General features: G+C 55.1%; 19 protein-coding genes and 1 pseudogene. 7 read left to right on the top strand and 13 right to left on the bottom strand.

What is annotated here, in order from left to right; genetic code table 11:
- Positions 1–6 precede the first annotated feature (6 nt).
- The 9 genes and pseudogenes from HJG40_RS15540 to hemF form a co-directional block, all read right to left on the bottom strand.
- Complete coding sequence (locus HJG40_RS15540) at positions 7–327, bottom strand: DUF3858 domain-containing protein (protein ID WP_438263552.1); 321 nt, start codon at positions 325–327, stop codon at positions 7–9.
- Between the two features lie 1,020 nt (positions 328–1,347).
- A pseudogene (locus HJG40_RS15535) lies at positions 1,348–1,923 on the bottom strand (DUF3857 domain-containing protein); the annotation flags it as partial.
- 46 nt (positions 1,924–1,969) lie between these two features.
- Complete coding sequence (locus HJG40_RS00225; RefSeq protein WP_215862340.1) at positions 1,970–5,089, bottom strand: efflux RND transporter permease subunit; 3,120 nt, start codon at positions 5,087–5,089, stop codon at positions 1,970–1,972.
- A complete protein-coding gene (locus HJG40_RS00220) occupies positions 5,086–6,183 on the bottom strand; it encodes an efflux RND transporter periplasmic adaptor subunit (protein ID WP_215862339.1) in 1,098 nt (365 codons plus the stop codon). The genes HJG40_RS00225 and HJG40_RS00220 overlap by 4 nt, the downstream gene beginning before the upstream one ends.
- Positions 6,180–7,673, bottom strand: coding sequence for a TolC family protein (locus tag HJG40_RS00215; protein ID WP_226856769.1), 1,494 nt, complete (start codon positions 7,671–7,673; stop codon positions 6,180–6,182). Before HJG40_RS00215 ends, HJG40_RS00220 begins: the two co-directional genes overlap by 4 nt.
- A 101-nt stretch (positions 7,674–7,774) precedes the next feature.
- On the bottom strand, positions 7,775–9,826 hold the full coding sequence (locus tag HJG40_RS00210; RefSeq protein ID WP_215862338.1) for a phosphocholine-specific phospholipase C: 2,052 nt from the start codon (positions 9,824–9,826) through the stop codon (positions 7,775–7,777).
- The gene (locus HJG40_RS00205) at positions 9,823–10,584 is read right to left on the bottom strand and encodes a tetratricopeptide repeat protein (protein WP_215862337.1); all 762 of its coding nucleotides are present in this window, start codon (positions 10,582–10,584) and stop codon (positions 9,823–9,825) included. The genes HJG40_RS00210 and HJG40_RS00205 overlap by 4 nt, the downstream gene beginning before the upstream one ends.
- Positions 10,585–11,131: 547 nt before the next feature.
- A complete protein-coding gene (locus HJG40_RS00200; RefSeq protein WP_215862336.1) occupies positions 11,132–12,226 on the bottom strand; it encodes a quinone-dependent dihydroorotate dehydrogenase in 1,095 nt (364 codons plus the stop codon).
- Positions 12,223–13,113: an oxygen-dependent coproporphyrinogen oxidase gene (gene hemF, locus HJG40_RS00195; RefSeq protein WP_215862335.1), complete on the bottom strand. Its 891-nt coding sequence runs from the start codon at positions 13,111–13,113 to the stop codon at positions 12,223–12,225. The genes HJG40_RS00200 and hemF overlap by 4 nt, the downstream gene beginning before the upstream one ends.
- Positions 13,114–13,262: 149 nt before the next feature.
- Here hemF and vapB point away from each other — a divergent pair, with 149 nt between their 5' ends.
- Both vapB and vapC read left to right on the top strand, forming a co-directional pair.
- Positions 13,263–13,493, top strand: coding sequence for a type II toxin-antitoxin system VapB family antitoxin (gene vapB, locus HJG40_RS00190; RefSeq protein ID WP_193649552.1), 231 nt, complete (start codon positions 13,263–13,265; stop codon positions 13,491–13,493).
- A complete protein-coding gene (vapC, locus tag HJG40_RS00185; protein WP_215862334.1) occupies positions 13,490–13,891 on the top strand; it encodes a type II toxin-antitoxin system tRNA(fMet)-specific endonuclease VapC in 402 nt (133 codons plus the stop codon). The genes vapB and vapC overlap by 4 nt, the downstream gene beginning before the upstream one ends.
- Before the next feature lie 20 nt (positions 13,892–13,911).
- Here vapC and tsaC read toward each other — a convergent pair whose 3' ends face one another.
- Genes tsaC through purH form a run of 3 tightly spaced genes read right to left on the bottom strand, consistent with a single transcriptional unit; the run spans position 13,912 to position 17,327 of the window.
- Positions 13,912–14,472, bottom strand: coding sequence for an L-threonylcarbamoyladenylate synthase type 1 TsaC (tsaC, locus tag HJG40_RS00180; RefSeq protein WP_215862333.1), 561 nt, complete (start codon positions 14,470–14,472; stop codon positions 13,912–13,914).
- Positions 14,473–14,487: 15 nt separating this feature from the next.
- Positions 14,488–15,750, bottom strand: coding sequence for a phosphoribosylamine--glycine ligase (gene purD, locus HJG40_RS00175; RefSeq protein WP_215862332.1), 1,263 nt, complete (start codon positions 15,748–15,750; stop codon positions 14,488–14,490).
- Between the two features lie 11 nt (positions 15,751–15,761).
- Positions 15,762–17,327 carry a bifunctional phosphoribosylaminoimidazolecarboxamide formyltransferase/IMP cyclohydrolase gene (purH, locus tag HJG40_RS00170; protein ID WP_215862331.1) on the bottom strand — a complete coding sequence of 522 codons (1,566 nt, stop codon included), beginning with the start codon at positions 17,325–17,327 and terminating at the stop codon, positions 15,762–15,764.
- Between the two features lie 351 nt (positions 17,328–17,678).
- On the opposite strand from purH, the gene HJG40_RS00165 reads away from it, so the two are divergent.
- Entirely contained in the window at positions 17,679–17,945 is a 267-nt protein-coding gene (locus HJG40_RS00165) for a type II toxin-antitoxin system TacA family antitoxin (RefSeq protein WP_215862330.1), read from the top strand.
- Positions 17,920–18,435, top strand: a complete 516-nt coding sequence (locus tag HJG40_RS00160) for a GNAT family N-acetyltransferase (protein ID WP_215862329.1) — start codon at positions 17,920–17,922, stop codon at positions 18,433–18,435. The genes HJG40_RS00165 and HJG40_RS00160 overlap by 26 nt, the downstream gene beginning before the upstream one ends.
- Here the strand turns inward: HJG40_RS00160 and wbaP are convergent.
- The gene (gene wbaP / locus HJG40_RS00155; protein ID WP_226856768.1) at positions 18,429–19,889 is read right to left on the bottom strand and encodes an undecaprenyl-phosphate galactose phosphotransferase WbaP; all 1,461 of its coding nucleotides are present in this window, start codon (positions 19,887–19,889) and stop codon (positions 18,429–18,431) included. The genes HJG40_RS00160 and wbaP overlap by 7 nt on opposite strands.
- Before the next feature lie 91 nt (positions 19,890–19,980).
- Between wbaP and HJG40_RS00150 the strand changes: the two genes are divergently transcribed.
- From HJG40_RS00150 to HJG40_RS00140, 3 genes are read left to right on the top strand one after another with little or no spacing between them, the layout of a single operon-like run.
- On the top strand, positions 19,981–20,787 hold the full coding sequence (locus tag HJG40_RS00150) for a Wzz/FepE/Etk N-terminal domain-containing protein (protein ID WP_215862328.1): 807 nt from the start codon (positions 19,981–19,983) through the stop codon (positions 20,785–20,787).
- Positions 20,788–20,842: 55 nt separating this feature from the next.
- Positions 20,843–21,202: a MarR family EPS-associated transcriptional regulator gene (locus HJG40_RS00145; RefSeq protein WP_215862327.1), complete on the top strand. Its 360-nt coding sequence runs from the start codon at positions 20,843–20,845 to the stop codon at positions 21,200–21,202.
- Between the two features lie 41 nt (positions 21,203–21,243).
- A complete protein-coding gene (locus HJG40_RS00140) occupies positions 21,244–21,759 on the top strand; it encodes a Uma2 family endonuclease (RefSeq protein WP_264317480.1) in 516 nt (171 codons plus the stop codon).
- Positions 21,760–21,764 lie beyond the last annotated feature (5 nt).

Here is a 21,764-nt window from a genome sequence, read left to right as displayed (position 1 = left end):
CTGAACTCATTGGCGAACAAGGATAATCGGGCTTTGCTGCACGGCATAATCCAGTTTCAAGAGTGTGCGCAAGGCCGGATATTGCTGAGGGTCGTACACAACCCGATGGAGTTGCAGGATGTAGTGTACGGTGACGCTGTGTTTTTGCTCAGTGAGCGTATAAGTGAAACTCCCCGCCTGATTATGCAGTTGCCTGGCGGGCGGTAGATATTGGACCTGATAACCTTCGGGCAGATGAATCGTCGTTGTCCAGTGGATGCCACCGAGATACGTGGTGACGGGATGTTGACGCTGCAGCGGGCCAATGACCCGGGTCAATGCTTCCATGGGTCGGGCGGTGGCGGAAAGGCCGGGGGTCAGATAGGGACCGGAGGGAATGGGGAAACTGATATGATCGCCAACGTGGGTGTAAGCCACCGTATGCCAATGAGCGGTCACAGCAAAGGGCTGGTCGAGAATATCCGGATTACCCGGAATAAAGGTGCCACTTCCGCCCCCATCTCGCAGCAATAGGGTATTCATCACCCGGCGATAGGCAGAGGGCGGAATGGAAGCGAAAGTTTGCCGATACATCCAGGCCCACCAGCCTTTGGTCTGCATATTGGCAACCCCGCTCAGGTCACCATTTTGGTGCAGGGTCAGATCAGCCGCATAGTCCAACTGATTGGCATCGGGCTCGGCACCAGGGGTGGTCACTACCCGAGGATGCGGACCGGTGACAATGCTGGGCTTGTCGCGTTCACCAATCGCCAGCTGCCCCGGTGTTTCATAAGTGCCGGTACTGTCCAGAAAAATGTGGCGCTTTGGGGCGTAGTCGATGGCGTGATTAAACCAGAAAGGGGTTGGCAGCGGCGGCAAGGTAAAAACATTATTCCAGTTGATTAATGTTGGATAAAGCTTGAAGCCTTTGGCATTGAAAAGCGCTTGCAGTAGCGTAGCGTGGGCCTTGCAGTCTCCATAGCGGGTTTCCAGAGTTTTACTGGCCGAGATGGGCACATAGCCGCCGACACCCAATTCCAGACCCACATAACGTATATTGTGGGAGTCCCAGGTATAAAGCGCTTTTTCCGCATTCCAGCCTTGCAGTGCGTGACTTGCTGTATCGGCGGTTTTTTGGACAATCGGGGTGACTGCCGCCTTGTCAGCAGCACGTGACCAGTAGGCCTTGCCGACGGCTGCCCAACTGGGAAAAGTGCTGACCTCAAAAAGCGGGCTGAACTGGCTTTCGTCTACAGTGCTCGGCCCCGGATAACGTGCATGGTGTACCGCCATACGGGCGCTCATGTGAATCAGCTTGCCCTGACTGTGCTGCGAAACTATCCAGTTGCCGGTTTTGGCGGCCCGTAAATGCATGCTACGTGGTGCGGTAATATCAATACGAAAATTTCGCGCTGACTGGCTGACTGGCATTTCCCAGAGTTGCGAAAACTGTCCGGCAAAATAGGGCGTTGTCTGGGTTTTTTCGGTGATGATATGGAGCTGATCATCTTTACCCAATTTCGGCAGAACGATGGAAAGCACCTTGGCATGACTATACATGGGCGCTCCGGCAGCCATGGGTTCCGGGCGCACAAAAATGGCACGAGCAGGTACGACATATTTTTGGCCACTGGGCGTGCTGACCCAGGTGCGCAGTACCCGCAGCTTGGCCATATCGGCAGAATACTGAATTTGGTAAGGATTGATCATGGTTTCCAGGGCCGGATTGAGGAGTTCCAGAACCTGATGGTCGCGCTCGGTAAACAGTCCACTGGATTGCACCGTAACGCTCACATGGTTTTTGAGAATCCGCAGGGGGGCTCCGCTTTGCTTTTCATTGAGCGGGATAAAAGGCGCGTTGCTGCTGCCAGAAACGGTCGTCCCGGCCTCGGCCAGGCTGCCCAGTAAAGGGCCGCTTACCAGGCCTGCCCCACAAACAACCATCAGAGCGCGCTGGACAGATTTCAGAAGAAGCATGGATGAGTCACCTTTATGAGGGATCGGGATTCAACGCAACGGTTTGCGTCCGTTTGCGACGTGGCCAGGAGAGCCCGTCAAACCATAAATAAAAAGCGGGCGTGATATACAGGGTGAGAAACTGCGAAAATATCAGGCCACCGACCACGGCAATACCGAGGGGTACCCGGCTTCCGGCACCTGCGCCAAACCCGATGGCAATGGGCAGCACCCCGAGAATAGCGGCAAAAGTAGTCATCATAATCGGCCGATAACGAATGGTGCAGGCATCAATAATGGCATTGTAGGCATCTTCGCCCTCACGGCGCCGACTGACAGCAAAGTCAACGAGGATAATCCCGTTTTTCTTGACCAGCCCCAGCAACATGATAATGCCGATGAAACTGTATAAATCCAGCGGTTCATGAAAAATGACCAAAGACAGCAGCGCACCGAAAGCCGCCAGCGGCAAAGCCGTCAAAATCGTCAGGGGATGGAGGAAATGCTCATACAAAATGGCGAGTACCACGTAAATCAGCAATACGGTTGCCAACAATAAAAAGGGCAGGGATTTGAAGGCAGATTGAAATTGCGCGGCATTCCCGCCCAAATGCCCGACAATGCCTGCGGGTAGGACCTGGTGAGCCGTATGCTGCAGGGCGCTGATGGCTGAACCCAGTTGCACCCCGGGAGCCAGATTGAAGGAAATGGTGGTAGAGGGTTGCCCATTATGCTGCATCAGATTCAGGGGCGCCGCGTCATAATGAAAACGGGCTACGGCTGAAAGGGGCACTAAAATTGATCCTGCCCCCGGCACGCTCAGGGTGGACAAGGCATTAATATTTTTCTGATAGCGCGGTTCAAGTTCCATAATTACTTCATATTGATTACTAGCCCCGTAAATGGTTCCCACCTCATGTCCGCCAAAGGCCAGACCCAGGGTGTTTTCGATGGCGGCGGGGGTGACACCCAAAGCCGTGGCACGGGCACGATTGATATGAATGGTGACCTGCGGATTGTTGTTTTCCAGACTGTTACTGACGGAATTGAGTTGCGGAAGCTTTTGCAGGGCTTCGGTCATTTTCAGCGTGGCCGCATTCAGATCTGTCCAGTTGCTGCCCATAAGTTCATAAATATAGCTGCCGTTGCCGCTGGCGGTTCCTGAGTGGGCGCTTTGGGGTCCCTGAAAAACAATCTGGGCATTATGAAACTTACGGGTGGCGCGCTGCAGATCCACAATGATGTTCTCCGTCTGTGGAGCATATCCATTGCGAATATGGATGAACATATGGCCGGAATTGCGGCTACCAAAACCCCCTGCACCCTGGCCTGCAGAAGACACCACCGATTGAATGCGGGTATTGGATTTCACGATCCGGGCGATTTCTGACTGCTCGTGCCTGACTTCAGCAAAAGTCATTCCGGTAGGGTATTCAATATTGGCATTAATCATTCCCGAATTCTGGCTGGGTAAAAAAGCCTTGGGAACAATCATGATCAGCCAGACACTACCTGCCAGCGAAAGTCCGGCCAGGGCCAGCATCCAGTATTTATGCTGCAGAGCGACTTTCAGGGTGCGAATATAAAAATCGCGGCTGCTTTTGAAAAATCGCTGAAAAATTCCGTCTTCAGGTAAGTGACCCGTATCATGCAGATCAGTCCGGGCGTGGGCATGATTGGGTTTGAGATAACGGCTGCAGAGCATGGGGGTGACGCTCAGGGCGACCATCCCGGAAATCAGGATGACCACGGCAATACTGACCCCAAAGTCCGAGAATAAATGACCGACAAAGCCACCCAGAAAAATCAAAGGCAGAAAAATGATGGACAGGGACAAGGTCATGGACAGGACTGTAAAACTGATTTCGCGACTGCCATTGAGGGCGGCAGTCATGCCGGTTTCTCCCCGATCGATGTGTCGGTTGATGTTTTCCAGCATCACCACCGCATCATCCACCACAAAACCTACGGAAAGAGTCAGTGCCAGCAAGGTCAGGGTGTTAATGCTGAAGCCCAGCAGCATCATGACCAGAAAGGTGCCCAGCAGGGAAAGAGGTATGGCCACTGCGCCGATAAGGGTAGCCGAGGTGCGGCGCAGAAACAGCCACATGACGCCCGCAACCAGAATACTGGCAAGGATGAGGGTCATCAGCACTTCGTGTACTGCCGCGCGAATATAATCGGCCAAATCGAAAACATTGGTCAGATGCACCCCGCCGGGCATGGTGGCCTGCAGTTGCGGCAACATGGCGCGGATTTTGTTGGAAATGGCGACGGTATTGCTGCCGGGCTGCCGGGTTACCGCGAGAACAATGCCGGGAGTTTTGTTGATCCAGGTTTCCTGCTGGTTATCCTGGGTGCTGTTGACGGCTTTGCCTACCGCACTAAGGGGCACGGCCTGTCCACCTTCATAGGCCAGAACCAGATGGTTGTAAGCTTTTGCGGTATGTAACTGACCATGCACCTGGGTGGCGAAAGCCTGATCACCTCCATCCAGGGTGCCACCGGGCAGGTTGACGTTGGCATTACCCAGGGCGCTTTGTACGGCCTGCAGACTCAGACCCCGCGCAGAAAGGGCAAAAGGATTCACATAAATGCGCACGGCGTAGGTTTGCGCTCCGTAAATTTGTACGTCAGATACCCCGGATATGCCGGATAATGCCGTACTGACCTTGGTTTGTGCGTATTTATCGAGATCATAAAGCGGCATGTTGGGAGCAGACATGCCAATATAAAATACGGGCTGGGCCGAAGGATTCATTTGCCGGACCGAAGGCGGCTCGGGCATGCCTGGTGGTAAAAAATGCTGGGCCTGGGAAACGGCGTTGGACACTTGCTGGGTAGCGCCCAGCGCGGATTTGCTGAGATCGAACTGCAGAGTGATCTGGGTCACCCCGTTTTGACTGACGGCACTCATGGAGTTGAGGCCCGGAATACTGGCAAATTGTCTTTCCAGTGGGGTAGCTACTGCGCTGGACATGGTTTTGGGGCTGGCTCCCGGCAGTTCGGCGGTAACCATCACCATCGGGAAACTGACGTTAGGCAGCAAAGCCGTGGGTAATTGCAGATAGGCAAATAAACCCAGCAGGGCTACTGCTACTGCGAGTACCGTCGTGGCAACGGGGCGGCGAATAAAGGGTGCCGATAAATTCATGACTTGATCACGCGCACTTCAGAACCGGGATGAAGTCGGGTTGGTGCCCCCACAATCACGCTTTCTCCCAATAAATGGCTTCCGGCGATGGCCACCTGCTTACCGTTCTGCCCTAAAAATTGCACGGCCTGCATAATGGCCTTGTCTTTTTTTATGGTATAGACATATGGGCCGGAGACGCCCTGCTGTAAGGCCGTTGCCGGAATGATCAGGGCATGGCGCAGTTCTCGGGCGGTGAAATCTACCTGCACATATTCACCGGGCCAGAGCCGGGCGGGTTGATTACTCAGGGTGGCACGCGCCGTAACCGTTGCTGAAGCCGTGTTGACCGTATTATCAATCACCGTGACGGTTCCGGTGCCGATCCGGGTCTGATGGTTCTCATCCCAGACGGCTACTTTGCCGGAGTGATTGCTGATGGCGGTGTGTAAATCGTCGAGATAGGCTTCAGGCAGACTGAATTGCACGTAAATCGGTTGAATCTGGTTGATGGTGACCAGTGTTGTGCTGTTGGCCGTGACCAGGTTGCCGGATTTGAGGCTCAAGATGCCTACGCTACCACTGATGGGCGCGGTAATCCGGGTTTCCGCCAGAGTAATACGAGCAGCCTGCAGCGCCGCCTGATCAGCGGCCACGGTGGCGGCTGCGGTGTTGGCCTGAGCCTGAGCCTGCTGGACCGTCTGGCGGGTGACATAATCCTTGCTGAGCAGCGGCGCATAAGCCTTGACCTGGGCATCATCATATTGTTCCTGCGCAATTTCACCCTGCAGATTGGCTTGATCTTCAGCCACCTGGGCGGCTGGTGTGGCAGGGTCAATCTGAAAGAGAAGCTGGCCTTTTTGAACCACTTGTCCCGAGTGGACGGCAACCTTCTGCAAAATGCCGCTCACCTGCGGGGTGATGGTGACACTGTGGGATGCCACGGCTTGCCCCAGGGTATTGACCACAATGGGTAGATTGCCAGTCTGCACCGTCGTGGTTTCGACAGGCAGGGCCGTATTTTTATGGGAAGGCTTATGCTGGGCGCAGCCCGCCAGGATCAGGGCTGCCGCAACGGGAAGCAACAGGGATTTTACGGGCAGGGAGCGCATCATGAGTGGAATCCTGTGGACGTGTTGGGGAGCCCGATCATTCCCAGAGCATTAGCGAGATTAGCCAGTTGCACATAGGCCGTCGTCATGTCCTGAATCCGGGTTTGTTCAGCCGTCGTCAGCGTCGCCTGGGCAGTCAGCAAATTAAGCATGGTCGAAAGTCCTACCTTGTATTGGGCACGAATAGCAGCCAGCGAAGCCTGGGCACTTTTGACGGCGATCTGAGCCGCTTTTGCCGCTGAACGCGCACCCATGACGGTCTGGTAATCCTGGTACACGGTTAAGGCAATGCTTTGGGTCTCCTGGTTCAATGAGGCGCGGGCGCTGCGCTCCTGTCGCCGCGCCTGCTGAATCTGATAACTATCATGAAAACCCGTAAACAGCGGCACTTTAAGACTGAAACCGACGGCCCAGTTTTGGGAAGGTTCCAGCCCGTTCTGAAAGCGTTTGCCGGCTGAAACTGATGCGCTCAAGGTCGGTAGTCCCTGAGCCTGATCCTCTCGAAGTGTGGCACGGCTGGCCAGAATCTGGGCGGCAGCGGCCCTGACATTAGGATTGTGTTGAGTAGCATGAAGGACCAGAGATTGCACAGAAGGCGTAATGTCTGGAGGCAGTTGATGGGTGTTTAACGGTACTAGCGGAAGCGGATTGCCGGGCGGTAGTCCACAACTTTCCGCCAGTGCAGCCTGGTCAGATCGCACGGTAGCCTGGGCCGAAATCCATTGGGACTGCGCCTGGGCAAGAGCCGACTGCGCCTGCAGAACATCGGCAATGGTTGCCATACCCGAATGTTGTTTCAACCGCGCAGCATCCAGATTGGCGCTATCTTCCGTGACCGTTTGCGCATAAGCCCGAACCAGCGCCTGTTCGCCAATGAGTTGGTAGTAATTCTGGGTGACGCTGAGAGCGACTTTCGTCAGCGCACTATTGTTATCAAAGCCGGAAATGTACAACTGGGCGAGCGCCCCATCTTTCTGCGCGGCACGTAGACCAAAATCCAGCAGTACATAACTCAGACTAAGGGACGCAGAATTACTATTGATAATGGGAATACTAAAACCCGCTGTGGTATTGCTCTGGGAACGGGCCGCAGAGTCACTCAGGGAAATGCTCGGCAACCAGGCAGATTCGGCGACACCCAACCCCGCAGCAGAGGCCTGTAAATTCTCATAGGCCACCCGGGTTTGTGGGTTGTGTGCCAAGGCATAATTGGTCAATGCGGCAAGACTTTGGGGTTTTACGAAACTGCGCGTGCCCGGCAGAGCCGCCTTAGGCAATTGTAGTTGCCGATCTTGCCAGCTTTGTCCCAGCGGTTGCTTTACCCAGCCCTGGGTATCAAAAGGGTCGTGAATCAGCATGTCCAGAGGCGCTGCCGAGGCTGTCTGAGCACTCAAAAGCATCCCAAGAGCCATACCATACAGAATGCCCGCGCAGCAACTCCGTAAGCGATTCCTAAAAAATGGTTCGTTCAGGAAGCTACGAATAAGACGCATGGTGCGGATACCTTGTTCTTGCGGATGTTGTTTGATGCGTGAAGCATCTTAAAGACTATAGATGCATCACGCTAGCCATGCGGTCAGGAAGTTCTATGGATTTAAAGTAGAACAGGCTGGGTATTGGCCGGATCACTGAAGCTCTCGTCCCCGTTTTCGATGTGCCCGGCCAGTTGCCACTGGTGCTGAGGGGTAGAAATCATCAGATCATACCAGTGGTGACTGGGTTGCAGGTTCCAGTGCAGTTCCCGGGTTTGTCCTGCCGCCAACTGAATTTTTCGAGCACCCTGTCCGTACACCGGGTCCGTTACTTCAATAGGCAAGGTGTCGGCACCGGCGTTATACAAGAGCACCTGGATATCTCCCGTCTTGGTTCCCTGCGTATCAATGTGCAAAGTGGAAGGACCCGTACCCGTAATTTTGCGGATATAGCTGTCCGGTCCATATACCGTGAGCGCTAACTTCTGATCCTTGGGCAGCACCATCTCGTCTTCCAGTCTGGATCCTGCTCCCAGGGTGTAATGGTGAGGAAGTTGATGACTGTGATCCCAGTAGGCAGTGCAGACGACGCCCAACTCAGAAGGGTTATGCAGGTGCAGACGGACTCCCTGATGCGTCGCTTCCAGCCGCACAGATGTGGCGTAAGCGAGGGGCCGTCGTTTGCGCAGCCCCGTTTCCTGAGGATCTATGGCAACGGCCTGTTCTGTGGGCACTTGCGGCGCTGGCAAGGTGGATTCGTGATGTACTGTCGCCACATAATTGGTGGTACTGGGCAGTGAAACCTTGCGCTCATCGGGGCGCGAGAAATCGAAAGCAGCAGTCAGATCACCACAAATGGCGCGTCGCCAGGGGGTGATGTTAGGTTCACTGACGCCGAAGCGTTTTTCGATGAAGCGGATAACGGAAGTATGGTCGAAAACTTCCGAACACACATAGCCACCCTTACTCCAGGGCGAGATAGTGATCATCGGCGCACGTGGTCCCAAGCCATAGGGCAGTTGGTCGGCACTATAAAGCGTGGGCCAGTCCGGGTTGATCCGATTGTGGACTTCACCTTCGGTGCTCACCGTGCTTTTGCCGGGCCGCACCGGAGTAGGCGGCTGAGGTGGAGGCACGTGGTCGAAAAAGCCATCATTCTCATCATAATCCAGAAGCAGTACGGTCTTACCCCAGACCTCCGGATTGCTGGTCAGGGCATCCAGCACCCGGGCAATGTAAATGGCGCCATAGGCAGGTGGATAGGAGGGATGTTCGGAATAACCGGCCGGCACCACAATCCAGGAAACCTGCGGCAGACGATTACGCAGCACATCCTCACGCAATGCCGCCACTCCGCCCGGTCGCCGTGCGCGTTGGGCCAGCGGTGAACTGTCGGGAATGTCCGTAAACGCCTGGAAATAAAGCAGAGCATTTTCCCCGAAATTCCCCGTCATCGGGTTATGGTCCTCTTCGTGTAGGCCTTCCTGATAGACGCGCCAGGAAATACCGGCTTTTTGCAGGCGCTCCGCGTACGTCGTCCAGGTAAAGGGTTTGACGCCTTTGGTCCAGAGATGCGTGTCATCATCAATATAGGGACCACCATGTTGGCCTTCGGGATCAATAGAGCCGGTAAACAGCATGCAGCGATTGGGACAGGTAGGCCCGGCGAGAGAAGTAAAATAATGGTCACAAATGGTAAAATGATCGGCCAGCGCATAATGAAAGGGAATGTCCTGGCGTTGAAAATAACCCATGGTCATGTCGGTCTTGTTAAGCGGCCAGGCATTCATCAGGCCCCCCGCAATGGCTCCGTGCTGAGACGCCCAGCTATGGTCCAGGTCCTGAAGGAATTGCGCAGAAGTTTTATGGGTATTGAAATGAAAAGGCAGAATGGGTCGGGTCGGGTCGTCCATGCGTCCCTGAAACCAGACGGGTTTACCGTCGGGCAACTTCAGCGGAAAGCGGTCATTATAACCGCGCACCCCGCTCAGATGCCCGAAGTAATGATCAAAAGACCGGTTTTCTTGCATAAAAACAACAATGTGTTCCACATCTTCCAGGGTCCCGGAACGACCCAGGGCGGGCAGCATGGCAGCACGGGCTACCGAACTGCCCAGAAAAGCGGTGAGCGTGGCACCAGCCCCCAGGCTTTTTAAAAAATCGCGACGTCTCATGTATTTTTCTCCTCAAGATGTTGAAGGGCAGCGGCCGCAGGTGGATAGTGCTCAGCCAGGGCGCGTCGGAAATACTGTTCGGCCTGATGGGCGTCTTTTTTGACCCCGTATCCGTGCCAGTAAGCAATGCCGAGATCGTAGGCGGCCGCCCCCACTTGTTCGGCATCCAGTTGTTTCAGCAGAGTAAGGCTGCGTCCTTCATACCAGGCAGCCTTGGTCAGATTTTTGGGCATGAGCTTTCCTGCCGCATAGGTTTTGCCCAGCCAGAAATCGGCATTGGCCACCTGCGGAACCATCAGACCCTGTCGAAACCAGAAGGCCGCCCGTTGGGGGGTGCGGGTCACGCCCCAGCCATTGAGATAGGCATTGGCTACCTGGCGCTGTGCGAAGCGATCCCCCGCTTCGGCGGCCTGCAGATACCAGTGGAAAGCAGTTTGGGAGTTTGCGGAAACGCCCAACCCTGCCTGATACAAATGCCCCAGCGTGTCAGCAGCCCAGAAATCGTCCTTGTCCGCCGCCGCTTTTTTGAGCAGAGGCACCGCCTGAGCATAGGCATCCTGATTCAGCAGATGGACGATGGGTGCATCCGCCTTGCGGATGGCCCGGGCATGGGTCAGATACGCATCAGCAACGGCGCCGGGATTGGCGGTGTTGCTCATGACAACGGGTGACGTGTTGCTCTGGGCCGATGCTTGAGTGAAAGGAATAAGCATCAACAAGATACCGATTGCCGAAAACTTGAAATTTTTGATGGGCATCTTAATCCTCAAAATCGGTAATGGATGAACTAAACTCTTTGGGTTCATAATATAAATAATATAGCAGATTAATGTGACAGTATTGTGAATATTTTATGACAAAAATATGACATTTTCTGGTCTAAAACTTGCTGATAATAGTTGTTGGTAAGGCTGCCTGACCAGTGTTGTTTCCGCAACGGTCTATAACGAAAAGCGTAATGCTCACAGAAGCCAGGTAAACCCTGTTTTTTCACCCATTGTTTAAGGTTCTGTCATAAAAGTGTCATATTGGCGTGTTATGGTGAACGCTTTATAACGACTCTGATGGCGAATCGGGAACAGCTTTTTTACGGCCAGCTTCGTACTGGGATGGATTCAAAGTCACGGGATGAGCGAAGTGCCAGCATCAATCACATCACCAGTTGCTGAAGCGGTATCTGACACGGCGGCACAGCCCGCCAAAGATACCAGTAGACACAACAAGCTCAGAAATCGAGACCAAAAATTCATGCTATTTTATTCCTCTGTTGAGCTAATTTAAATATATAAATAATGGATCAGCGTACTATATGCCCACTCCCCGTGCAGCACTAATATGGGTAAAACCATCTTTCTGACACAGATCGGGTAACTCCAGCAAAATCTCGCGAACCAGTTCCGGCCCCTTAAAAACCAGACCCGTATAAATTTGCAGCAAACTGGCTCCCGCCCGGATTTTTTCATAGGCGTCTGTGGCACAGGAAATGCCGCCTACCCCGACAATGGGCACCTTACCCGCAGTTTCCCGATACAGTTTTGCTATGACCGCATTGGCGCGTGACCGGAGGGGCGAACCACTCAGCCCTCCCGCCTGCACATATTCGGGATGCCCGGCAGGACGATCAATGGTGGTGTTGGTCGCAATAAAACCATCCACCAGCGGCTGATCGCCTATGGCGAGCTGCGCGATGGCGCTAATATCCTCAGGATTCAGATCCGGAGCGATTTTCAGGAGCAGGGGCAGGGCCGGGCGCTGATGTTCGACGGCCAGACGTTGATTGGCAGCGGCCACCGCAGCCAGTAATTCCGCAAGGGCATCGGCACTTTGCAACAATCGTAGCCCCGGCGTATTGGGAGAACTGACATTCACCGTCAGGTAATCTCCATAGGGAAAAAGTACTTCCAAGGCACTGACATAGTCCTCCGCCGCACGCTCCAGCGGCGTATCCTTGTTTTTGCCAAGATTGATCCCGATGGGAACGCAATGAGGATGGGGGAGGGCGCGCAGACGTTCAGCTACCGCAGTCGCGCCCTCTCCGGGAAAGCCCATGCGGTTGATGACTGCCTGGGAACCCGGATAACGAAACACCCGAGGGTGGGGATTGCCTGATTGGGCGCGTGGTGTAACCGTACCAATTTCAATAAATCCAAAACCTAAGGCCGGCAAGGCCGCAGTAGCACGGGCATCCTTGTCATAACCTGCAGCCAGACCCACGGGATTGCGAAAATTCAGTCCCCACAAGGTTTGCTGCAGAGCGGGGTTCTCTACCGTAAAATATTCGGCTACCCGTTCCAGACTGCGGGGCATCCGCCCAAGGGTTTCCAGTGCCGTGATGCTGAGTTGATGGGCCTGTTCAGCCTCCAGCCCAAACAATAATGGCCGTAACAGCGGGTAAATCATGCCCAGTCCTTGGGCGTTAAAAAGTCTTCTTGCAGGCGGGCCTCAGGACTATCTGCCGGTGCTTGCCAGTCATAATGCCAGGCGGCGAGAGGTGGCAAGGACATGAGAATACTTTCGGTGCGCCCTCCGGATTGCAGGCCAAACAAGGTGCCCCGGTCATACACCAGATTGAATTCCACATAACGACCCCGGCGGATCAGCTGAAAATCCCGCTCGCGCTCGCCAAAAGGGGTGTTGCGGCGCCGTTCGGCAATGGGCAGATAGCTCTCCAGAAAACTGTTGGCTACATCTTCCCAGAAGGCTTGCAAAGTATCAGCATCCCCGCTGAGATCATCAAAGAAAATACCACCGACGCCCCGCATTTCCTGGCGATGTTTGATGGTGAAATAGTCATCACACCAAGCCTTGAAACGCGGATAAAAATCGGGGCCATGCCGATCGCAGGCGGCCTTGAGGGTTTGATGAAAATGCCGGGCGTCTTCCACAAAACCATAACTCGGGGTGAGATCAGCCCCGCCACCAAACCACCACACGGAACCTGCCGCAAAAAACCGGTAGTTCATGTGGACAATGGGCACATAAGGATTGCGGGGATGCAGAACCAGCGAAACGCCCACTGCCGTGAAAGGTTGCCCCGCCAGTTCAGGACGATGCGCGGTGGCCGAGGGTGGCAGTTTATCGCCATGCACCTTAGAAAAATTGACCCCGCCTTTTTCCAGCAGATCACCGCCGCTGATGACCCGGGTACGCCCCCCGCCGCCACCGGGTCTTTCCCAGAGATCCTCCCGAAAACGGGCGTTACCATCAGCCTTTTCAAGAGCGGTACAAATGCGGTCCTGAAGCTGGAGGAGAAACTGTTCGACGGCTTGAGTGGAGGGCTGCTGCATGGTTTATCTCCTATGCTGGCGGGGAATTATGCCACCGCAAGGCTCATTTCGCCAGAAAATGGCCGCAGGCTATTGGCTCGCGAATACTTGCCACCGGGCTCTGCGCTTGGTAGGATATCCCAACGCCATATACAATAGTGATTATCATCATGGAACAAGCAACCGTCTTTCAAATCAATCGCAGTCAGGCCGTACGGCTGCCCAAGTCCATCGCTTTTCCTAATGATGTGAAGCGCGTAGATGTAGTCGCCTTGGGTCGTGTGCGCATTCTGGTACCAGCAGGTGAATCCTGGGAAAGCTGGTTTAATGGTGAAGGGGTCAGTGCCGACTTTATGGAAAGCCGCGAGCAACCCGACGATCAGCACCGGGAAGGCTTGTGATTAAATATCTGCTGGATACCAATATCTGCATTTTTACTATCAAGCGCAAACCGCCGGAAATTCAGGAGCAGTTCCATCAACATCAGGGCCAAATGGCGATAAGCACCATCACGCTGATGGAGTTGATTTATGGTGCAGAAAAATCCCAGTCTCCAGAACGGAATTTAGCAGAAATCGAAGGATTTGCAGCGCGCCTGGAGGTCCTTGAATATGGCATAGAGGCTGCCAGGCATACGGGACAGCTTCGCGCCGAATTGGCCCGTATAGGTCAGCCCATAGGGCCTTATGATCAGATGATTGCGGGTCATGCCAGAAGTACGGGTTTAATTGTCGTCACCAACAACCTGCGCGAGTTTGATCGTGTTCCCGGATTACGGGTCGTGGACTGGGTGAACTGATTCCCGCGAAAATTTTGCTTTTAACGCCTTAAAATCTGACCGGTACGGGCATCAACAATCCGGCTCGGGCGGCGCTGCTGGCCCAGTCGGGCATGCAGTACCGGAAGACGGTTTCCAAAATAGCGCCGGATGGTCCGCAAGTTGCGGGCAGGTTGCTGACCAGCGCGATTGGCACTGGTTGAGACAATGGCGCTGCCAAAAGCTCGGGTCAGAGCGCGGACACCCGGATGACTGCTGACCCGAACAGCCACACTGGGATGCCGTCCACGAACCCAGGTCGGAACTTGCCGACAGGCAGGCAGTACCAAAGTGGTCCCCGGCCAGTATTGTTCCAGCAGTGCCGGACTAATACCCTGATCCGACCAAAAGACGGCGGTTTCGGAGCGGCGTCCGGCAATGAGCAGAACGCCCTTGTGTTGCGGACGTTTTTTTAAATGCAGAATGCGGCGCAGAGCCTGCCGTTGTCGAGGGTCACAACCCAATCCCCAGACCCCTTCCGTGGGATAGGCAATGACTCCACCCCGGCGCAGGTGCGCAACCAACTGGCGTAATTCCTGACGACGCGGAGTATATCCTGGCATATGTCTCAGAGCTGCCTAGTCACGGCGTAAACCCAAATGACCAATATCCTGACGGAACTGCACCCCGGACCAGTGGATTTTTGCGACTACCGAATAAGCACGATGCTGGGCAATGGCCAGACTATCGCCCAGCGCCGTCACGCCCAGCACCCGCCCACCGGCCGTAGCCACATGACCATCCACACTTTGGGTACCCGCATGAAACACCTTGACAGCATCCTTTTCGGCGACACCCAGTCCGGCAATGGCATCCCCCGTGCGCGGATGCTCAGGATACCCCTCTGCCGCCATCACCACGCACAAGGCGCTGCGCTCGTCCCAATCCAGTTCAGCGGGTAATCTCTCACCCAGGGCAGCCAGCAGCAGGACTGTATAAAGATCCGAGCGCAGGCGCATCATCAGCGGCTGGGTTTCAGGATCGCCCAGACGGCAATTGAACTCCAGCAACTTCGGCCCATCCCGGCCAATCATCAAGCCGGCATACAAAAAGCCGCAATACGGCGTGCCGTCAGCCACCAGACCCTGGGCTGCAGGGCGCATGATTTCCCGCAGCACCCGCTCACTCATGGCAACGTCCAGCACCGGGGCAGGGGAGTAGGCACCCATCCCACCGGTATTGGGCCCCTGGTCATCATCCAGCAGCCGCTTATGATCCTGAGAGCCCGCCAGAGGCAGCACCTGACCATCGACAATAATGGCAATAAAGCTGGCTTCCTCACCTTCCAGAAATTCTTCAATGATGATGGGACCCCACTGCAAAAACTGCCGTGTTGCGGTTTCTGCTTCCTGCAAGGTGCTGGCTACCACCACGCCTTTGCCAGCAGCCAGACCATCGGCCTTGACCACCACCGGCAGCGGGTGCTCATGCAGGTATTCCAGAGCATGGACAGTGTCGGTAAAACGCTCATAACGAGCAGTAGGCAGCCCGTGGCGCATCATGAAAGCCTTGGCGTGGGCCTTGCTGCCCTCCAGCATGGCACCCGCCTGATCCGGACCAAAAACCGGAATCCCGGCGCGGCGTAGAGCATCTCCCACTCCCGCCACCAGCGGCGCTTCCGGTCCAATCACCACCAGTTGAATATCCAGAGCATGGGCCTCAGCCACCACCGCCTGCGGATTGTTGGGATTCAACTTCAGGTTGAACAGCTTTTCTTCACCGGCTGTACCAGGGTTACCGGGCGCGCAATAGACGGTCTCGACCCGCTCTGATTGGGCCAGTTTCCAGGCGATGGCATGTTCACGTCCGCCGCCTCCCAAAACCAAAACCTTCGCACCCATAAATATCCCTCTTAACCGTGGCGGAAATGACGGACGCCGGTAAACACCATGGCAATCCCATGCGCATTGGCACTGGCGATGACTTCTTCATCGCGAATGGAACCGCCAGGCTGAATAATCGCTTTCACTCCGGCAGCGGCTGCCGCATCGACCCCGTCCCGGAACGGAAAAAAGGCATCGGAAGCCAGTGCCGCGCCATGCAAATCAAAGCCCAGATCCAGTGCCTTGGCGGCCCCGCAGCGGGCCGCATCAACCCGACTCATCTGCCCTGCGCCAATGCCCACGGTCTGCCCTTCACGACCATAAACAATGGCGTTAGACCGCACATATTTACCGACCCGCCAGACAAAGGCGAGGTCACGTTGCTCCTGCAGGCTAGGCGCGCGCGTACTGACCACCTGCCAGTCGTCTTCCATTTCCATGGCCTGATCAAATTCCTGCACCAGCAGGCCGCCACGCACCCGCTTGTATTCCCAGCCCGGACGCTGCCAGGCATGACCATCTTCAAAAGCCAGTGCCCGCAGGTTTTTCTTTTTGGCCAGAATCAGGCGGGCATCGGGTAAAATGGCCGGAGCCAGTACCATCTCGACAAACTGACTGCTGATCAGTTCGGCAGTTTGGGCATCCAGCGGCGCATTAAAGGCAATGATGCTGCCAAAGGCCGAAACCGGGTCGCCCGCCCAGGCGCGCTGAAAGGCGCTGAGCAAATCCTGACCCAAAGCCACCCCACAGGGATTCCCATGTTTGACCACGCAGCAGGCCAGTTCCCGAAACTCCATGACCAGAGCGACGGCCGCATCGCCATCGCCAATGTTATTGTAAGAAAGCTCCTTGCCCTGCAACTGATGGGCATCGGCCAGCCCCCCGCCACTGCCATCGCGGTAAAAAGCCGCTGCCTGATGGGGATTTTCGCCATAGCGTAATTCCTGCACCTTCTCGAACTGCAGGGAAAGAGTCTGGGGAAACTGACTGTGCTGGCCTTCGGCATTGCGGCTGGACAAATAGTTGGCAATCGCCCCATCGTATCGGGCAGTATGGGCAAAAACCTTGGTCGCCAGATGAAAACGGGTAGCCGCCCCCACGCCGCCGTGGCTTTGTTCCATTTCCTGCAAGACGTGCGCATAGTCATCAGGATCAACAAGAACCGTCACACCTTCCCAGTTTTTGGCCCCCGCCCGGAGCATGGTCGGCCCGCCAATATCAATATTCTCAATGGCATCTTCCAGCGTGCAGTCGGGGTGCGCCACGGTCCCGGCAAAGGGATATAAATTGACGCAAAGCAAATCAATAGGGAGGATGTCGTGCTCGGCTATTTGCCGATCGTGGTCAGCATTACCGCGACGGGCCAGCAGGCCACCATGAATTTTTGGGTGCAGGGTTTTGAGGCGGCCCTCCAGCATTTCTGGAAAACCGGTGTAATCGCCCACTTCCTGAACGGCAATGCCGTCGGCCATCAACACTTTGGCGGTTCCACCCGTAGACAGAATTTCCACCCCAAAGTCGCGCAACCGCCGTGCAAAATCCACTACCCCACGTTTGTCCGAAACGCTAATGAGCGCTCGTGTTATTTCACCCATAAAGCCATGCCACCTTTGCCAGCCTAAAATTAAAAAAGGTACGATCAGGAGACCTGTCGTACCCAAACCTCCTGATGGAGGGAGCGTTCTTACTCGCATAACGCAAATGTGCGTCAACGGAATGATCGTATTGTAGAAGAGCCGCGCGGGGGATGCAAGCTGAAACCCGCGCAACGGCTATCCCTGAACTCTGACGAGCCATATCACTGACAACGGGCAGGGAAGTAGATGCTGGGGGCTTTGCGGGAAGTAGCGGGGTGGGGGTCGTGGTAGATCGTCGCATTTGCAGCTTGGCAGTTTATACGGCAAAATACCGTATACGGTATTTTGCCGTAATCTTTGGGGATAGATATGACGGCAGCGCGTTTTGATTTGAAAATGGACGTAGAAGAAAAGGCGCTAGTAGCACATGCTGCGGCCCTGGCGGGCACTACGATGGCTGCATTCGTACGCAACGCAGCCAAAGAAAAGGCGCGCGACCTCTTGGAACGGGAGTCTCGCATGACGATGTCGAACGACGATTTTCAGGCATTAACAAAAGCGCTGAACGGGGCGTTTAAGCCCAATGCTGCTTTACAAAATGCTATGGATCTTGCGCGTAAAATTCGGCGTGCTTGAAATCCAACTGTTGGACCCGCAGCGCCATGACCGTCAGGCTTTTACCTCTGCTGTGGACGCGCTGGATGAATACCTGCATCGCTTTGCCGTTCAGCATGTGAAGAAGGGTATTGCCGTGGTTCATGTACTGGTTGATACAGATAAACCGAAAACCATTCTGGGTTACTACAGCTTGGGTGCTGCCCAGATTGACGCCATGCAAATGGACGCGCTCACCCGAAAAAACCTGCCGCGCTACCCGGTGCCCTGTTTCCGACTGGGGCGTCTGGCAGTGGATTCAGCACACCAGGGGAAAGGATTGGGGCGCCTCCTCATGGGTTGTGCTGTTGAACATTGTCTGGAGGCCCGTAAAACAGTGGCGGCCTATGCGCTGGTGGTCGATGCCAAAGGCGAAAAGGCCAGAGCGTTTTATGTGCACTACGGTTTTCTAGCTTGCAGGGATAATCCGATGACCCTGTACTTGTCGTTGGGTACCACTGCTCCTCAATAAGCCCCATCCCGCTTCAAAACTACCTTGATGGTGCGGAGCAAAATCACAATGTCATACCAAAGCGTCCAGTTTTTGACGTACCAGCTGTCGAGATAAATTCTTTCTGAGTAACTGGTGTTGGAGCGACCACTGACTTGCCAGAGTCCCGTGATGCCGGGGTAAACCCGTTTGTAAAGTGCGCCGATTTCTCCGTAATACGTTTCGATTTCTTTGGCAGTGACTGGCCTTGGACCCACCAGACTCATTTCGCCGCGCAGTACATTAAACAGCTGCGGCAGCTCATCCAGACTGGTTTTGCGCAGAAATTTTCCGATAGAAGTAATGCGTGGATCATTTTTCAGCTTATAGGTCTGCTCATACTCCGCTTTTAACTGCGGGTTCGCCGTGAAGTACTCCGCCAGACGTGCATCCGCATCAATGACCATGGATCTGAACTTCAGGCAACCAAAGGGTTTACCCTGGTGCCCAATACGTTCCTGAGCATACAGTGCTGGGCCACCATCTGCGCGGCGAATCCGCCAGGCAATATAAAGCAGAAAAGGGGATAGCAACACCACCAGCAACGAAGCGGCCAGCAGGTCAAAAAGACGTTTGGTGATACGTGGCCACAACTGGGCCAGGTTATCCCTGACCCGCAGCATCAACACATCGTGGCTGAAAAAATGCATCACTTCCATGCCAAACAGGGGCAAACCCCGTAAGGGCGGCACCACAGTCAGCTTCGGATAATGCACGGTTAAAGTGCGGAGCATTCCTTCGTGGATATTCCATTGCTCCATGTCCATAGCCAACACCACCGGAGGGTTGCCCAGGGTGGCTAATGTGACCAAGGGGTCGTTCCCCAACGGTTGAATGATCTGGTCTGCAGGATAATTTTCCGCCTGCACGGTCTCTCCCTCGGGCACCAAAATCCGCTCCACCACATAGCCCAGAATGGGTTCACTGTTGAGCGCCAGAATGGTTTCTGCCGCATTGCGCCCGCAACCAATCAGCACCACCGGCATGCTCCACACACCCATACGCAGCAACAGCGCGCGCAACAAAGTACGCATCAGCGGCAGTAGTGCCAAGGCCAAAAACCAGGTCGAAAACAGCCACAGGCGGGAAATCGGCCATTTTCCACCAAAGGCAATGGCGGCGTTCAGAGCCAGCAACAGGGTGAATATGGCGAGTATGTCGCCCAGTTCATCCCAATATGCCTTACGGCGGGAATAGTGCCCACGCACTATAAAAAAGGTGATGCCGAGAAACGCCAACAACAAAAAAATCAGCAGATTGATCTGCGCGTAGCTGCCCCACCAGCTCAGCAGCACCTTTACGGGGTTTAGATGATAGTAAAGCGCATGGGGGATTCGCCCCAGATAAAAGGCCATGAGTAGCGCCAGAATATCCGACAATACAAGCAGATATGAAGGCTTCAGGGACCAGCGCCTGGAAGGTAAAAGCGGGTTCAAAGCGTCACCACAACAAGTTGCAAGAACATTCCCTCATCTCCCTGATCCTGATACCCTGCCCGACTTCTTTATTTTGTAAAGAGGATACAGCATGTCTGCGGAAGACAAAACCAATCCAGCCTATGCCTATCACAGTGTTCCGGATGACGAGATCAGTTTACGCGAGCTTTGGGAAATTATCGTCAAACGTAAGTGGGTGGTTTTTGTCAGCACTGTGGCCTGTCTGGGGCTTGCTGTTGTTTACTTGTTGCTGACGCCGACAGTGTATGAAAGCAACGCCGTGATTCAGATTGGGCAGGTGGCCGGGCAGCCATTGGATAGTGGCACTCAATTAGCCAGTCGTTTGATGAATCAGTATACCCCCGTGAATACTGTGCAGGCCAAAAAACAATTACCCAGACTGCACAGCGTCACGCCGGACAAGGCAGAAGTTTCCATCCTGACTCTGGAAGCCTATGGAAAGTCGCCACAGGATGCCCAGCAATACCTGACGCAAATCACCCAGAAATTTTTGAAGCACAATCAGCAACGCTACCAGCAGATTGTGGCTACCCGCCAGGCCCAATTAAAACAGTTGCAGACGCAGTATCAGGAACTGCGCAAAACTTTGAGTAGCACCCCAGATGTACCTGCAGCGCATCCCGATCCATTAGTGCTATACATGGAACAAACCCAGCATAATGACGCGCTGATTCAGCTACAGTCGGCCATGGCCAAGGCTGAAAATGCACTGGCGGCCAATAACACCCGTCCGAGCCTGCAAACCTTGTCCCCCCGCTACGATCCCAACCCGGTAGCCCCGAAAAAGGGGCTGATACTGGTGCTGGCGATTCTGGGCGGGTTGATTTTGGGTGGTTTTTTGGCGCTACTGCAAAATGCGCTGCGCAAAAATCCTTGACAGTATCGGGTAGTCTTCATACGATCATCTATCGTTCATCAACTGAACAAAGAAAATGCTCGACGACGCCACCCGCTATCAATTGCTCAAACTGCTCACCGAGCACCCCGAAATGACCCAGCGCGACCTGTCTGCGGCCATGAGCATCAGTCTGGGCAAAACCAATTATTGTCTCAAGGCCCTCGTAGAAAAGGGCTTGGTTAAGATGGGGAATTTTCGGAACAACCCGGACAAGGGCGTCTACGCCTACCTGCTGACGCCGGAAGGCGTCCAGGAAAAGGCCCGGGTCACCGTCCGCTTCCTGCACCGGAAAATGGCCGAATACGACGCCCTCCAAGCGGAGATCGCCGCCCTGCGCCGAGAAGTGGACGGCCTCAGCAGTTCCGGCCTCGACTCCGGAAGGGGGGCGGCATGACCACCGCCGAGCGCCTCGCGCGCTACGAAGACCTCTTCGACTTGCCCGACAACGTCGTGGGCGAGATCATTGCCGGTCAACTGTATACCCATCCCCGTCCCGCACCGGCTCATGCACGGGCCAGTTCGGTGCTCGGCAACAAAGTGGGGACGCCTTTCGATCAAGGGGAAGGCGGCGGCCCAGGCGGTTGGTGGATACTCGACGAACCCGAACTGCACCTGAGCGAAGACATCCTCGTCCCGGACCTCGCCGGCTGGCGTCGCGAGCGGATGCCCGCACTGCCTAAAACCGCGTGGTTCGAGATGTCTCCTGACTGGGTCTGCGAAGTACTTTCACCAGCTACTGCGCGTACTGACCGTGTCCTCAAACTACCCCGCTACGCCGCCGCCGGTGTCGCCCATTGCTGGCTCATTGACCCCGACGCCCGCACCCTGGAAGCCTATGCCAATCAGGATGGCCGCTGGCTGCTGCTGGGTACCTGGGGTGGTACGGACCAGGCCGCCATCGATCCCTTTGCCGCCATCATTCTGGATCTCTCTGGGCTGTGGGTGGATTGAACCCC

Source organism: Acidithiobacillus concretivorus (genome assembly GCF_018853445.1).
GTDB classification, from domain to species: domain Bacteria; phylum Pseudomonadota; class Gammaproteobacteria; order Acidithiobacillales; family Acidithiobacillaceae; genus Acidithiobacillus; species Acidithiobacillus concretivorus.
Note: the sequence above shows the minus strand (reverse complement) of the source record. Positions and strands in the feature narration are given on the sequence as shown.